This window comes from Kribbella catacumbae DSM 19601, assembly GCF_000372465.1.
GTDB lineage: Bacteria > Actinomycetota > Actinomycetes > Propionibacteriales > Kribbellaceae > Kribbella > Kribbella catacumbae.
The window spans coordinates 239,089-252,219 of the sequence record NZ_AQUZ01000003.1 but is presented as its reverse complement, the minus strand read 5'-3'; the positions used below and the strand labels follow the sequence as shown (position 1 = coordinate 252,219).

Genomic DNA, 13,131 nt, shown 5'->3' with positions numbered 1-13,131 from the left:
GTGCTGGCTCCCGCTGGTACGCCACGCACATCCGGCTGGCACGAGCCACCAGCTGATCTCAGCTGGTGCCTTGAGTCGGCATCCCGGGCAGCGTCAGGTCAGCCTGCCTTGATGAAGTCTGTCACCGCGTCCGCGACCAGTTGTACTGCGATTGCGCTGAGCAGCAAACCAGCGATCCGGGTGACGAGCAGGACGCCGTTCTCGCCCAGCAGCCGCATGATCAGCCCGGAGAACCGCAGGGTCAGCCACATCACCACGTGGATCAGCACGATCCCGGCCGAGATCGCGACCACGTCCGGCAGCGCCCCGTCGGCGCGCTGGACGAAAACCATGGTGGCGACGATGGCGCCCGGACCGGCCAGCAGCGGCGTACCGAGCGGCACGAAGGCGATGTTCACGTTCTTCGTCTGGACCGGGTCCTCGGCCGTGTCGGTCAGCAACTGCAGCGCGATCAGCAGGAGCAGCAGGCCGCCCGCACACTGCAGCGCGGGCAGGGAGATGTGGAGCTGGCTCAGGATCTGCTGGCCGAAGATGGCGAAGACGACGATCACGCCGAACGCGACCAGCACCGCCTGCCAGGCAGCCTTCTTCCGTACCGTGCGCGACTGCCCCGCCGTCAGCGAGATGAAGACCGGCACCGTGCCCGGCGGGTCCATGATCACGAACAGCGTGACGAAGACCGAGCTGAGCAGCGAGAGGTTGATGACGTCGTTCACGGCAGGTACGCCTCGGGCACCGTCGCGTCGGCGGCGGCCGCCGCGTTCGCCTTCGCGACCTCGAGGAGCCGCTCGAACTGCTCCGGCTCGGTCGTGTTGACGCCCAGATCGTGGTCGATCTTGCCCACCCCGTGGTGGTCGCTGGAGCCGGTGTAGATGATGCCGAGCTCCTGCGCGATCGCGCGCAACGCAGTACGGGACTGCGGTGAGTGGTCCTGGTGGTCGACCTCGATTCCGGCCAGTCCGTGATCGGCGACCAGGCGCGCGATCGTCGCCGGGGTCATCACCTTGTAGCTGGACCGGCCCCACGGATGAGCGATCACCGGTACGCCGCCGGCCGCGCGGACGACGTCGATCGCACGGCCGGGCTCGATCGCGTAGTGCGAGACGTGCCCGGGGCGCCCGTCGGCCAGGAACCGGTCGAACGCCTCACCGCGATCCGCGACCGTACCGTTGGCCACCAGCGCGTCGGCGACGTGCGGGCGGCCGACCGACGGCGTCCCGGTCGCCTGGGCGAGGACCTCGTCGACGGTCAGCGCGACGCCCATGCCGTTGAGGCGGGCAACGATCGACGGGATCCGGTCGGTCCGGCCGTCACGGACCGTGGCCAGTTCGCCGGCCAGCGGCTGGTACGACGGGTCGAGGAGGTACCCGAGCAGGTGCACGCTGATGCCGTTCAGCTTGCAGGAGATCTCGATCCCCGGCACGAAGCCGATCCCGAGGTCCTCGGCGGCCCGCCGACCCTCGCCCCAGCCGTCGGCCGTGTCGTGATCGGTGAGCGCGATCACGTCCAGCCCGTCCCGCTTCGCATGCGCGATCAGGACGTCGACCGGATCGGTGCCGTCCGAGCGGTTCGAATGGGTGTGCAGGTCGATGCGCACGAGTGATCGGGATCCCTTCTCTGGACAACTGTCAGCAGTGATGCTATCCGGGCCGGGCGACGGCCCTATGGTTTTCCCCATGGAACCGCAACGGGTCGACTGTGTCGGCGCTCTCGTGTACGACGAACAGCACCGGCTGCTCGTCATCCAGCGAGCAGGAGAACCGGGCCGCGGACTGTGGTCGTTGCCGGGTGGCCGGGTCGAGCCGGGCGAGGACGATTTGACCGCCGTGGCGCGGGAAGTCGCCGAAGAGACCGGCCTGCGGGTCGAGGTCGGTGAGCTGGTCGGCGAGGTCGAACGGGACGCCCCGAACGGCAAGCTGTACGTGATCCGCGACTACCAGGCGGCGTCGGTCGGTGGCACGCTGACGGCGGGTGACGACGCGCTGGACGCCCGGTTCGTGAACCGCGAGGAGTTCGAGAACCTGCCGACCTCCACCTTGCTCGCCTCCACGCTGGCGCAATGGAACGCGTTGCCGGGATAGGGCGTGTCTCCGTGCCGCGCAGCACGCACGAGACAAGGAGACACGCCCTAATCACTCGAACCTGTCGGTGCGATCACGGCAGACTACGGAGATGGACGACGCCGAGCTGATCCGCGCGATCGAGGACAACGCCGCCGAACTGCTGCTGGCGATGGGCGCCGCGGGTGGTGGGCGCCAGCGGTCCGACCATGAGGTGCGGTGGACGATCGGTGGATCGCCGATCGACTACCACAACGCGGTCGTGTCCTGCGCGGCTGACGATGCCGATCAGGTGATCGCGGAATCCTTACAGGAGTTGAAGAATCACGGCGTACCGGGCAGCTGGCACGTCGGTCCGTCGATGCGGCCGCTGGACCTTGGCGATCGCTTGCTGGCCGCGGGTTTCTCTCACGCCGGCAGCGAACCAGGCATGGCCCTCCGCCTCACCGAACTGCGGGAGGCCGAGGCGGCCGGCCTGCGGGTCGAGCGGATCGGCCTTGCGGAGTTGGGGGTTTGGGAGCACACCCTGGGCCGGGGTTTCGGCGAGGGCCCAAAGGAAGCGCGGTGGGTGAGTGAGGTCTATCGGCGACTGGGCGTCACCGATCCGTGGCGGCACTATCTGGGCTATCTCGGTGATCAGCCCGTAGCCACGGCGACGGTGTTCCTCGCGGCCGGGGTGGCCGGCCTGTACTTCGTGATGACAGTGCCCGAGGCGAGGCGACGCGGGATAGGCGCCGCGATCACGGCCGCCGTACTGCGGGAGGCGCGGGACTCGGGCAGCCAGTACGCCGTACTGGGGGCGTCGCCTGCTGGGCGGTCAGTTTATGGCGGCCTCGGCTTTCGGGAGTACTGCGCGATCGACCTCTACGAGCGGGCGCTCCCGCAGGAGTAGGGCGGCGACGATCGCGACGATGACGGCGGTCAGACCGTGGATGCCGAGGGCCGTGGCGGCCGAACCGCCATGGGTGAGGACGGTGACCATGTCGACGATCGGGACGAGCGTGACGAGGGCCATCACGATGCCGGTCGCGCGGCGCTGACCGAGCGCGAGCAGGACGAGGATGTTCAGTCCCAAGGCGAGGTCGCGGCCGGCCTTGACGGCGAAGTACCCGGCCTCGTTGCCGGTCGGCCAGGGGTCGATGCCGAACCCGCTCGCGGCACCTTGCGGGTCGAGCAGGAAATTCAGGCCGAAGGTGATCGGCGCGAGGCCGAGGACGACGGTCAGGATGGTGGTCAGGCGGCGCAGGGTCATGTCGTTTCTCCAATGCAAGGGAAGGAAGGAAGGAAGGCGAAGGGAGCGATTCTAGCGTTGCTAGCTTTCATAGCGATGCTAGCGCTGCCGTCGCTAGATTGTCTAGCGATGCTAGGGTCAGGGTCATGCCAGCCCAGCAGAGGAAAGAGAAGGCGCGCGAGGAGCGCAGCCGGCTGATCGTCGACGCCGCCCGGGAGCTCGCCGAGGCGGAGGGCTGGGACGCGGTCACCACCCGCAAGCTCGCCGAGAAGGTCGAGTACAGCCAGCCGGTCCTCTACAGCCACTTCAAGAACATGGACGCCATCGCGTCCGCGGTCGCCCTCCAGGGCTTCGAAGAACTCACCGTTGCGCTGACGGAGGGTGTTCGGCGGGCGAAGTTGCGGGGGTTGGCGGATGCGTACCTGGCGTTCGCTCGTGAGCATCCGGCCTTGTATCAGGCGATGTTCGTACGGCGGAGCGAGTTGACGTTTGCCGTCGGCGAGATCCCCGCCAGCCTGCGCGCGGCCTTCGCCGTCTTCCTCGCCGCAGTCGACCCGTACGCCGACGGCGCTACCGAGACGCTTGCCGAACTCTTCTGGAGTTCACTCCACGGACTGGCCACACTCCAGGCCGGCAAGCGGCTGCGACCGGACCACCACGAGAACCGCGTCGAGCTACTCGTCAACCTGGTTGCTGTCCCGACCGACAGGACATAGTCACACCCACGCCCAAAGGTCACGCTCAGTGCCAACCCGCCGGACCCCAGAATCGGCACTATGTCCTGTCGGTCGGGACACATCGGGTCAGGCGTTCCACTGGTGGACTGCTGGGGAGCCGCGTTCCCAGCCGAGGATGGAGACGGTGGCTGTGTTGAGGACGAAGTGGCGGCCTTCGGTGACGTCGAGTTCCAGCCAGCGGGCGGTCAAGGCGCGCAGGGCGTGGGAGTGGCCGAAGACGAGGACGTCGCCGTCGACGGCGGCGATCCGGGCGTTGACGCGGTCGAGGCGGGCCGAGACCTGCGCCGGGGCTTCCCCGTTGGGCGTGGGGTGCGCCCAGACCGTCCAGCCGGGCACGGTTTTGCGGATCTCCGCAGTGGTGATGCCCTCATAGTCGCCGTAGTCCCACTCGACCAGATCGTCGTCCACCTCGGCCTTCCCGAACCCCGCGAGTTCCGCCGTACGCCGGGCGCGCTGCCGCGGGCTGGTCAGCACCAGATCGAACTCCTGACCCGCCAGCCGGTCGGTCAGCGAGGCCGCGATCCGCTCCCCCTCCGGAGTCAGTGGGAGGTCCGTCGTCGACGTGTGCCGGCCCGACTTGCTCCACTCGGTCTCGCCGTGCCGGACCAGCCAGAGCCGGTCCTTCCGCTCCGCTGACTCTGCGTGTGTGCTCACCCGGACATCGTCGCAGAAAGTCTGTTCACCTCTGGACGAACCCTTGACCAACAGCACCGGAACAAGGCAGGGTCGGAAACTGTAAGCGCTTCCACTTTGGCGACAGGAGACCACGGATGCCGTCCGGACCGACCGGCAGACCCGCGACGATCTACGACGTCGCGGCGCTGGCGCAGCTGTCGATCGCGACGGTTTCGCGTGTCCTGCAAGGCACTGGGCCGGTGTCGGCGAAGGCCAGGACCAAGGTCGACCAGGCGGCGCGCGAGCTGAACTACGTGCCACTGCGAGCCGCCCGAAGTCTCGCGGTGCAACGTCACGAGGCGCACGGGCTCGTGCTGCCCGACCTGGCCGGCCCGTTCTACGGCGATCTGCTGATGGGGTACGAGCGGTGGGCCGGCGAGCATGGTCAGAGCGTGATCCTGACGGTCACCCACGGAAACCCGGACCCGCTGAAGAGCCTGCGGGATCTGGCCGGTCGAGTCGACGGAATCGTTGTCCACGGCAACGCGCTCGACCTGCCGGCGGTCCAGGATCTGCGGCGGGCGAATGTGCCGATCGTGCTGGTCGCACATCCGCCGCTCACGGGCTGCGACTCAGTACGGAGTGAAAGCGCTTCAAGCGCGGAACAGCTGACGAACCGCCTGCTGGAGCACGGCCGCCAAAACCTACTGTTCGTTGGAGATCCCGCCAGCTCGTACGACGTGTCCGAGCGGTACGCGGGCTTCTCGGCGGCGCTCCGCGCCCGGGGGTTGCAGGTGCCGGAGCCCGAGCGGATGCCGTTGACCGAGGAGGCGGGTGCAGCGTTCGCAACAAAGTTGCTGGAAGCAACCGGCCTGGCAGCGGGAAGGCACGGCGGGGGCGCCGAGCACAGCGCGGCCGGTGGAGCCGACGGCGGGGCGGCAGGAGGCGAGGGGCGCTGGTCTGCAGGGCGTCCGGACGGCCTTGTATGTGCCAATGACGAGTTGGCGCTTGCGGTGATGAAGACGTTGGCCGCGGGCGGCGTCGGCGTACCCGATGACGTTGTGGTGACCGGGTGGGATGACGTGATGGCGGCTCGGTATGTGTCGCCGGGGTTGACGACTGTGCGGCAGCCGATGGCCGAGTTGGGGCGGTTGGCTGCTCAGCGGTTGCATGAGCGGATCACGGGCGAGCGGACGCGGGCGCGGAACGACGTACTGGGGACAGAGCTTGTGCTGCGGGGTAGTTGCGGCACAGGACCGGGGGAAACACAGGCAGCACGACCAACCGGTTGAGGAGAAACGACCTATGTTCATCCAGACCACCCGCCGCCGACTGGTGATCGGCGGTGCGGCTCTCACGGCGACAGCTCTCGCGCTGACCGGCTGCGGCCGCTCCACGGAGGACTCCCCCGAATCGGCGCCCAAGGCAACGACCAGTATCGGCGAAGGACCCGCCACCGGCGACCTGACCGTCTGGGCGATGGGCACCGAGGGCGAGAACCTGCCCAAGCTGACCGCCGCCTTCGAGCAGGCCAACCCGGGCGTCAAGGTGAAGGTCACGCCGATCCCGTGGGATGCCGCGCACAGCAAGTTCACCACCGCGATCACCGCGCAGACACTGCCGGACGCCGCGATGGTCGGCACCACCTGGATGGGTGAGTTCGCCGACCTCGGCGCGCTCGATCCGACACCATCGGGGATCGACACCAGCGGGTTCTTCGAGGGCGCGAACGAGACCACCAAGGTGGGCGACACCAGCTACGGCGTTCCCTGGTACGTCGAGACGCGGCTGGTCTACTACCGCAAGGACCTCGCCGCCAAGGCCGGGATCACCACGCCGCCGGCCGACTGGGACGGACTCAAGGCGATGGCCAAGGCGATGAAGGAGAAGGCGGGAGCGAAGTACGGGATCAATCTGCAGCCGGGCGGGACCGGGTCCTGGCAGACGGTGATGCCGTTCGCCTGGTCCGCGGGCGCGTCGATCACGGGTGACGACCAGAAGGAGTTCACGTTCGACACCCCGGAGATGCAGGAGGGGCTGAAGTACTACCAGAGCTTCTTCACCGACAAGCTGGCCGGTACCGACCTGCCGCCGAACCAGACCGAGGCGCAGTTCGTCAGCGGCGAGGTGCCGATGTTCATCTCCGGTCCGTGGATGGCCGGCTCGGTGGCCAAGCTCGGCGGCGACAAGATCAAGCCGAACATCGGCGTCTTCCAGCTCCCGAAGAACAAGACCGCGACGTCGTTCGTCGGCGGCAGCAACTTCGTCGTCTTCAAGAACAGCAAGAACAAGGACAGCGCCTGGAAGCTGGTGAAGTGGCTGTCCGACGCCAAGACGCAGGCCCAGTGGTTCAAGTTGTCCACCGATCTGCCGGCCGTGAAGAGCGCCTGGGAGGACCCGAGCATCGCCAGCGACCCGCTGCTGCCGGTGTTCGGCAAGCAGCTCGAGGATGCCAAGGCGCCGCCCGCGATCGTGAACTGGGAGCAGGTCGCCACCGCCTTCGATGCCGAGGTGGAGAAGATGGCCAAGGCCGGCCAGTCCCCCGCCGACACCGCGAAGGCGATCCAGACCAAGGCCGCGGCGATCGGCACCGGTAGCTGATGAGTTCGGTGTCAGCGCGAGGGCGGCAGACCGCGGCCGCGTGGATCCTCACGCTGCCGTTCGTCGCCCTCTTCCTCGCCTTCACCGCGGGCCCCGTGCTCGGGTCGCTCGGGATGAGTTTCACCGATCTCAGGCAGCGCGATCTGCGGACGCCGTTCGCGGTGAACGGCGTCGGCTTCGGCAACTACGTCAAGGCGTTCCAGGACGAGACGTTCCGCAAGGCGGCGCTCAACACGGCGTACTTCGTCCTGGTCGGGGTGCCGTTGACGCTCGTCCTCGCGCTGGCGGCGGCGCTGTTGCTGGATCGCGGCGTGAAGCGGTTCCAGAGCTTGTTCAAGGTCGGCTACTACCTGCCGGTGATCACCTCGATCGTCGCCATCGCGGTGATCTGGCGGTTCGTGCTGGCGCCTGAGGCCGGGTTGCTGAACACGGTCCTGTCCTGGGTCGGCATCGACGGGCCGAACTGGCTCGCGTCGAAGACCTGGGCGATGCCATCGCTGATCATGATGGCCGTCTGGCGCAACTTCGGCTCGGCGATGATCATCTTCCTGGCCGGGCTGCAGGGCATCCCGCAGACCGTCGAGGAGGCCGGCCAGCTCGACGGTGCGGGCTCTTGGCAACGGTTCCGGTACCTGATCCTGCCGTTGCTCAGGCCAACGGTCCTGTTCACCAGCGTGACCACGGGGATCGGCTATCTGCAGTTCTTCGAGGAGCCGTTCGTGATGACGCAGGGCGGGCCGCTGAACAGCACGGTGTCGGTGTCGATGTACACCTACCAGCAGTTCGGCTTCGGCAACTACGGCTTGGCGACGTCGATGAGCTACATCCTGTTCGTCGTGATCGCCGTGGTCACCTTCATCCAGTTCAAGCTGCTGAGGGAGAAGTGATGCGCCGGACCTGGTGGGTCTATGTGATCGCGGTCCTCGGGCTGGTCGCGGTGGCCGCGCCGTTCCTGTGGATGTTCCTCGGCAGCTTCAAGACCCAGGGCGAGCTGCTCCGGGTCCCGCCGACCTGGTTGCCCGAGGCACCTACCACGCAGAACTACGACGACCTGTTCGCGAAGGCGAACTTCCCGCGCTACTTCCTCAACTCGACGATCGTCGCGCTCGCCGTGACGGCCGGCAACCTGATCTTCTGCTCGATGGTCGGCTACGCGCTGGCCAAGCTGAACTTCCACGGCCGGACCGCGCTGTTCGTCCTGGTCCTGGGCACCTTGATGGTGCCCGGAGTGGTCACCTTCGTCCCGCTGTTCGTGCTGGTCACCAACGCCGGCCTGGCGAACACCTATCCCGGCCTGATCCTGCCGTTCCTGGTCTCGCCGTTCGGGGTGTTCCTGATGCGGCAGTTCTTCCAGGGCCTGCCCGACGACCTGATGGACGCCGGCCGGGTGGACGGCAGCAGCGAGCTCGGCATCTTCGCCCGGATCATGCTCCCGTTGACCAGACCCGCGCTGGCCACCCTCGGGATCCTCACCTTCCTCGGCTCCTGGAACAACTTCCTGTGGCCCCTCGTGGTCGCCCAGACCGAGGAGAAGTACACCCTTCCCGTCGCCCTGGCGCTGTACTCGACCGGACAGAACGCGCAGAACTTCGGCCTGCTGATGGCCGGCGCGGTCGTGGTCGTCGTACCGGTGCTGGTGATCTTCCTGGCCTTCCAGCGCCATGTCACCAAGGGCATCGCCATCACCGGCATCAAATAACTCTGGAGGCTCGGATGACCGCCAACATCAGCCGACGAATGCTACTGGCAGCCACAGGCACTGCCGCCCTCGCCGGATCCGCCGGCCTGACCACCAGCTCGTACGCCGGTACGCCGGATCCCGCCGCTCTCCTCCGTGGCGGGTGGCACCCCAGTCGCCAGGACCGTGCCCTGGTCGGCCGCTGGGCTCGCGACACCTGGCGCAGCCTGGTCGCGATGACGGACGAGCGGACCGGGCTGCCCGCGGACAACATCGGGGAGTCCGTCACCAACCCCGTGCGCAGCCGGTACACGTCGCCGACCAACATCGGCGGCTACCTGTGGAGCACGCTGGTCGCCCGTGAGCTCGGCATCATCTCGCCGCAGGAGTCCGTCCGGCGGCTAACGCAGACGCTGACGACGATGGCCCGGGTCGACCATCACGAGCCGAGCGGGATGTACTTCAACTGGTACGACGAGGCGACCGGCGCGGTCCTGACGGTCGATCCGGACGGCACCAAGCCGATCACACCCTTCGTCTCCAGCGTGGACAACGGGTGGTTCGCGGCAGCGCTGATGGTCGTCCGCAACGCCGAGCCGCGCGTTCGCCGGCTGGCGGACTCGCTGCTGACCAAGATGAACTTCGCCTACTACTACAACCCCGACGCCCGGCCCGGGCTCGGAGCGGGCCTGATGCGCGGCGGCTTCTTCGAGACCTCGCCGCCGGACGAGGCGATCGACAAGGGCAACCACGCCGGTACCGGCCCGGACGTGTACTACCGCAAGTTCCACTACGACACCTGCAACACCGAGGCCCGGATCGCGCCGTACATCGGCATCGCCCGAGGGCAGGTCCCACCGCAGCAGTACTTCGCCACCTACCGCACCTTCCCGGAGTCCTGCGACTGGGCCTGGGTGGAGCAGAAACCGGTCGGCGTGCACCGGACCTACCTGGGCATCGACGTCTTCGAGGGCAGCTACTCGTACCGCGGGATGCGGCTGGTGCCGTCGTGGGGTGGCGACATGTTCGAGTCGCTGATGCCCGACCTGTTCGTGCCGGAGTCGAGCTGGGCGCCGCGCAGCTGGGGGATCAACCACCCGCTGACCGTGCGCGCGCACATCGAGCACGGGCTGGACGACGCGAAGTACGGGTACTGGGGCTTCTCCCCCGCGAGCAACCCGAAGGGCGGGTACTCCGTCTACGGCGTCGACGCGATCGGGATGGATCCGGGTGGCTACCCCTCCGACCTCGAGGCGACCAACTACGACAAGGGTTTCGACGGTTGCCGCGAAGGGACGAACCCCAACCCGACGTACGGCGATGGCGTGGTCACCCCGCACGCGGCCTTCCTTGCGATGCAGTACGCGCCGAAGCAGGCGATCGACAACCTCGCGCGGATCGAGTCGCGGCTGCACGCGTACGGCGGTGGCGGGTTCTTCGACTCGGTCGCGGTCCGGTCGGGGCTGATCGCCAGGCGGTACCTGTCGCTGGACCAGGCGATGGTGATGGGTGCCATCGGCAACGTCTTCGCCGACGACCTGATCCGGCGCAACTTCGCGGTCGGCGATGTGGTTCGCCGGGTCCGCCCACTGATCGCGATGGAGCAGTTCTCCGTCGGACTCGACTGACCACAACGGGAGCCATCTGTATGCAGAGCAACGCAAAAGCTGACTGGGACCAGCGGATCGCCCTTCGCAGCGACGAGACCCGCGCGGTCTCGTTGCCCGACCTCGATCCACCGGCGTCGGTGACGGCGGTGGGCGGCGTCGGGCAGGTCACGGTCGACTGGTCGCCGGTGCCGGGTGCGGTCGGGTACGTGATCCTGCGCGGCCTGGACGACGCCTCACTCGAACCGGTCGACCACCACAGCGGCGACCTCCTGTCCGTGCCGTCCCCACCGTATGTCGACACGACCTGCACGCCCGGTACGACGTACCGATACGCGGTGGCGAGTGTTCCTGAGGTGACTGTGCACGGGCGGCCGGGCGCATCGGTGGAGGCGATGCCGTTGGTTGCCGGTGACAACGTGCCTGGTATTCGGGTCACCGTGGATGCCGTTGCCGAGGGCACCGAGTTGCACCGGCCATGGGTGCCGATGGTGGGGAGTGAACGGCTCAGTCAGCTGCTCTGCAAGGAACTCAGCGGCGGCCGCGAGATCGGGGTCGAGCTGGAGCAGGCGTTGCGCCGGATGCATGACGAGATCGGCGTCCGGACGGTTCGCGCGCATGCAATCTTCCACGATGACACTCGCGTCTACACCGAGGTGGATGGCGAACCGCAGTACGACTTCACTGTCGTCGACGCGATCTACGACAAGCTGCTCGGGCTCGGGCTGCGGCCGGTGGTCGAGCTCGGGTTCATGCCGCGTGATCTCGCGGCGGATCCGTCGAAGACCGTCTTCGAGTACGGCGCGATCATCTCGCCGCCGAAATCGTACGAGCACTGGCACGACCTCGTCCGTGCGCTCGTCGGGCATCTCGTCGAGCGGTACGGACTGGACGAAGTACTGGGCTGGGACTTCGAGGTGTGGAACGAGGCCAACCTCGAGGTCTTCTGGTCCGGCACCAAGGCCGAATGGATGCACCTGTACGACGTGAGCGCTGCCGCGGTGAAGTCCGTCGACGAGCGGCTCGCCGTTGGCGGGCCCTCGTCGGCCGCCGCCGGGTGGGTGGACGATCTGCTGGCGCATGCCGCCTCGAGCGGGTCGCCGGTGGACTTTGTCACTACGCATACCTACGGGAGCCCGCCGCTCGACGTACAGGCGTCGCTGGATCGGCATGGCTTCAGCAAGGCGCGGATCCTGTGGACCGAGTGGGGAGTGACGCCGACGCACTTCAACCCGATCAACGACTCGGTGTTCTCCGGGGTGTTCCTGCTGCGCGGGATGCGGTCGGCGGCCGGGCGGGTGGATGCGCTGGCGTATTGGGTGGCGTCGGACCACTTCGAGGAGCTGGGGCGGCCGCCGCGGTTGCTTCATGGTGGGTTCGGGCTGCAGACCGTGGGTGGGCTGGCGAAGCCGCGCTTTCACGCGATGTCGCTGCTGAGCGGGCTCGGGCCGGTTGAGCTTCCGGTTGCGTTCGAGGGTGATGGTGGCGGGAGTTTGGTGGAGGCGTGGGCGTCGCGGGATCGCGATCGGATCGCCGTGCTGGTGTGGAACCTGACGCTGGACCAGTCCAAGTCGGGTGGCGCGGCCGAACTGACGCGCGAGCTCACCTTGTCCGTCCCGGGCGTGGACCCGAGCTGGTCCGCAACTGCCACCTGGCTCACCCCCGGCACCGGCTCAGGAGATCTGGTGGCTCTGGCGGATGAGTTGAAGGTTGGGGACTGGCCCACCGATGAGCAGTGGACTGAGTTGGCGGAGCGGAGCCGTTTGCGGGTGGACGCGGTCGAACGGGAGGGCGACGAGCTCACCCTGACCTTGCCGATGCCTGCCGCGGTTCTGCTGGAGTTCCGGCCGAGTCGAGGCTGACCGCTTCCTGGATCCAGCGTTCGACCCCGGCGATGTGCACGGTCGCCCAGGACCGGGCGACGTCCGGTTCGCGGCCGGCGATCGCGGCCAGGATCGCCCGGTGTTCCGCGACGGTTCGCGCGACGGCGTCCGACTGGGTCAGACCACGCCAGACGCGGGCCCGGTAGGTGGGCTGGCGGAGGCTGTCGATGATGGAGGCGAGGGCCCGGTTGCCGCTGCCGGCCGCGATCAGCCGGTGGAACTCGACATCGTTGGCCAGCAGCGCATCCACCGACGGCTCCGGGCCGAGCTCGTCCAGCAAGTCACGGAGTACGGCGATGTCCTCGTCACTCATCCGTACCGCGGCCCGCGCCGCGGCGGCCGGCTCGAGGATTCGCCGTACCTCGAAGAACTCCAGCACCGACGCGTCCTGGTGCAGGTCGAGGACGAAGCCCATCGTCTCCAGCAACAGGGTCGGGTCCAGGCTGGTCACGTAGGTCCCGTCCCCCTGACGGACATCCAGGACCCGGATCAGCGCGAGCGCCTTGACCGCTTCGCGCAGCGAGCTGCGGGACAGCCCGAGGTGGGCCGCCAGGTCCGGTTCGCGCGGCAGCCGGTCCCCCGGGCGCAGCTCGCCGGCGACGATCATCTGCTTGATCCGGTCGATCGCCTCATCGGTGACGCGCATGCATACCTCCCCGCATACATCGGATGTCTATCACCGTAGCGACTGCTTCGCTATTCGTCGAGATCTGGCCATT

Annotated in this window: 14 protein-coding genes; 9 read left to right on the top strand and 5 right to left on the bottom strand. The window is 67.8% G+C overall.

Features of this window, described 5'->3' with window-relative positions:
- Nucleotides 1-98: 98 nt before the first annotated feature.
- Nucleotides 99-716 (bottom strand): MarC family protein, encoded by a 618-nt coding sequence (locus tag A3ES_RS0105185; protein ID WP_020385722.1) that lies wholly within the window; start codon nucleotides 714-716, stop codon nucleotides 99-101.
- Entirely contained in the window at nucleotides 713-1,597 is an 885-nt protein-coding gene (locus A3ES_RS0105180; protein WP_020385721.1) for a PHP domain-containing protein, read from the bottom strand. The genes A3ES_RS0105185 and A3ES_RS0105180 overlap by 4 nt, the downstream gene beginning before the upstream one ends.
- 79 nt (nucleotides 1,598-1,676) lie before the next feature.
- Here A3ES_RS0105180 and A3ES_RS0105175 point away from each other — a divergent pair, with 79 nt between their 5' ends.
- Together A3ES_RS0105175 and A3ES_RS0105170 are read left to right on the top strand one after the other, a co-directional pair.
- Nucleotides 1,677-2,081 carry an NUDIX hydrolase gene (locus tag A3ES_RS0105175; protein WP_020385720.1) on the top strand — a complete coding sequence of 135 codons (405 nt, stop codon included), beginning with the start codon at nucleotides 1,677-1,679 and terminating at the stop codon, nucleotides 2,079-2,081.
- Between the two features lie 91 nt (nucleotides 2,082-2,172).
- Entirely contained in the window at nucleotides 2,173-2,952 is a 780-nt protein-coding gene (locus A3ES_RS0105170; RefSeq protein ID WP_020385719.1) for a GNAT family N-acetyltransferase, read from the top strand.
- Here A3ES_RS0105170 and A3ES_RS0105165 read toward each other — a convergent pair.
- Nucleotides 2,878-3,312 (bottom strand): DUF4267 domain-containing protein, encoded by a 435-nt coding sequence (locus tag A3ES_RS0105165; protein ID WP_020385718.1) that lies wholly within the window; start codon nucleotides 3,310-3,312, stop codon nucleotides 2,878-2,880. The two genes, A3ES_RS0105170 and A3ES_RS0105165, sit on opposite strands and share 75 nt — an antisense overlap.
- 125 nt (nucleotides 3,313-3,437) lie before the next feature.
- Between A3ES_RS0105165 and A3ES_RS0105160 the strand changes: the two genes are divergently transcribed.
- Nucleotides 3,438-4,007: a TetR/AcrR family transcriptional regulator gene (locus A3ES_RS0105160; protein WP_020385717.1), complete on the top strand. Its 570-nt coding sequence runs from the start codon at nucleotides 3,438-3,440 to the stop codon at nucleotides 4,005-4,007.
- Nucleotides 4,008-4,094: 87 nt separating this feature from the next.
- Here the strand turns inward: A3ES_RS0105160 and A3ES_RS0105155 are convergent, their stop codons facing one another.
- The gene (locus tag A3ES_RS0105155; protein ID WP_051084635.1) at nucleotides 4,095-4,682 is read right to left on the bottom strand and encodes a histidine phosphatase family protein; all 588 of its coding nucleotides are present in this window, start codon (nucleotides 4,680-4,682) and stop codon (nucleotides 4,095-4,097) included.
- A gap of 116 nt (nucleotides 4,683-4,798) precedes the next feature.
- Here A3ES_RS0105155 and A3ES_RS0105150 point away from each other — a divergent pair, with 116 nt between their 5' ends.
- Genes A3ES_RS0105150 through A3ES_RS0105125 form a run of 6 tightly spaced genes read left to right on the top strand, consistent with a single transcriptional unit; the run spans nucleotide 4,799 to nucleotide 12,391 of the window.
- Complete coding sequence (locus A3ES_RS0105150) at nucleotides 4,799-5,935, top strand: LacI family DNA-binding transcriptional regulator (protein ID WP_020385715.1); 1,137 nt, start codon at nucleotides 4,799-4,801, stop codon at nucleotides 5,933-5,935.
- Nucleotides 5,936-5,948: 13 nt separating this feature from the next.
- Nucleotides 5,949-7,244, top strand: a complete 1,296-nt coding sequence (locus tag A3ES_RS0105145; RefSeq protein ID WP_020385714.1) for a sugar ABC transporter substrate-binding protein — start codon at nucleotides 5,949-5,951, stop codon at nucleotides 7,242-7,244.
- On the top strand, nucleotides 7,244-8,131 hold the full coding sequence (locus A3ES_RS0105140) for a carbohydrate ABC transporter permease (RefSeq protein ID WP_083933202.1): 888 nt from the start codon (nucleotides 7,244-7,246) through the stop codon (nucleotides 8,129-8,131). Before A3ES_RS0105145 ends, A3ES_RS0105140 begins: the two co-directional genes overlap by 1 nt.
- On the top strand, nucleotides 8,131-8,943 hold the full coding sequence (locus A3ES_RS0105135) for a carbohydrate ABC transporter permease (protein ID WP_020385712.1): 813 nt from the start codon (nucleotides 8,131-8,133) through the stop codon (nucleotides 8,941-8,943). The genes A3ES_RS0105140 and A3ES_RS0105135 overlap by 1 nt, the downstream gene beginning before the upstream one ends.
- A 14-nt stretch (nucleotides 8,944-8,957) precedes the next feature.
- Nucleotides 8,958-10,550: a glucoamylase family protein gene (locus tag A3ES_RS0105130; protein WP_020385711.1), complete on the top strand. Its 1,593-nt coding sequence runs from the start codon at nucleotides 8,958-8,960 to the stop codon at nucleotides 10,548-10,550.
- A gap of 20 nt (nucleotides 10,551-10,570) precedes the next feature.
- Nucleotides 10,571-12,391 carry a GH39 family glycosyl hydrolase gene (locus A3ES_RS0105125; protein WP_020385710.1) on the top strand — a complete coding sequence of 607 codons (1,821 nt, stop codon included), beginning with the start codon at nucleotides 10,571-10,573 and terminating at the stop codon, nucleotides 12,389-12,391.
- Here the strand turns inward: A3ES_RS0105125 and A3ES_RS0105120 are convergent.
- Complete coding sequence (locus A3ES_RS0105120; protein WP_020385709.1) at nucleotides 12,330-13,058, bottom strand: FadR/GntR family transcriptional regulator; 729 nt, start codon at nucleotides 13,056-13,058, stop codon at nucleotides 12,330-12,332. The two genes, A3ES_RS0105125 and A3ES_RS0105120, sit on opposite strands and share 62 nt — an antisense overlap.
- Nucleotides 13,059-13,131: the final 73 nt, after the last annotated feature.

Bases quoted from the DNA above. Each gene is read 5' to 3' on its own strand.
- A3ES_RS0105170 (WP_020385719.1), top strand. From the start codon at position 2,173: ATGGACGACGCCGAGCTGATCCGCGCGATCGAGGACAACGCCGCCGAA.
- A3ES_RS0105130 (WP_020385711.1), top strand. From the start codon at position 8,958: ATGACCGCCAACATCAGCCGACGAATGCTACTGGCAGCCACAGGCACT.
- A3ES_RS0105165 (WP_020385718.1), bottom strand. From the start codon at position 3,312: ATGACCCTGCGCCGCCTGACCACCATCCTGACCGTCGTCCTCGGCCTC.
- A3ES_RS0105145 (WP_020385714.1), top strand. From the start codon at position 5,949: ATGTTCATCCAGACCACCCGCCGCCGACTGGTGATCGGCGGTGCGGCT.
- A3ES_RS0105125 (WP_020385710.1), top strand. From the start codon at position 10,571: ATGCAGAGCAACGCAAAAGCTGACTGGGACCAGCGGATCGCCCTTCGC.
- A3ES_RS0105120 (WP_020385709.1), bottom strand. From the start codon at position 13,058: ATGCGCGTCACCGATGAGGCGATCGACCGGATCAAGCAGATGATCGTC.
- A3ES_RS0105150 (WP_020385715.1), top strand. From the start codon at position 4,799: ATGCCGTCCGGACCGACCGGCAGACCCGCGACGATCTACGACGTCGCG.
- A3ES_RS0105175 (WP_020385720.1), top strand. From the start codon at position 1,677: ATGGAACCGCAACGGGTCGACTGTGTCGGCGCTCTCGTGTACGACGAA.
- A3ES_RS0105160 (WP_020385717.1), top strand. From the start codon at position 3,438: ATGCCAGCCCAGCAGAGGAAAGAGAAGGCGCGCGAGGAGCGCAGCCGG.
- A3ES_RS0105140 (WP_083933202.1), top strand. From the start codon at position 7,244: ATGAGTTCGGTGTCAGCGCGAGGGCGGCAGACCGCGGCCGCGTGGATC.
- A3ES_RS0105135 (WP_020385712.1), top strand. From the start codon at position 8,131: ATGCGCCGGACCTGGTGGGTCTATGTGATCGCGGTCCTCGGGCTGGTC.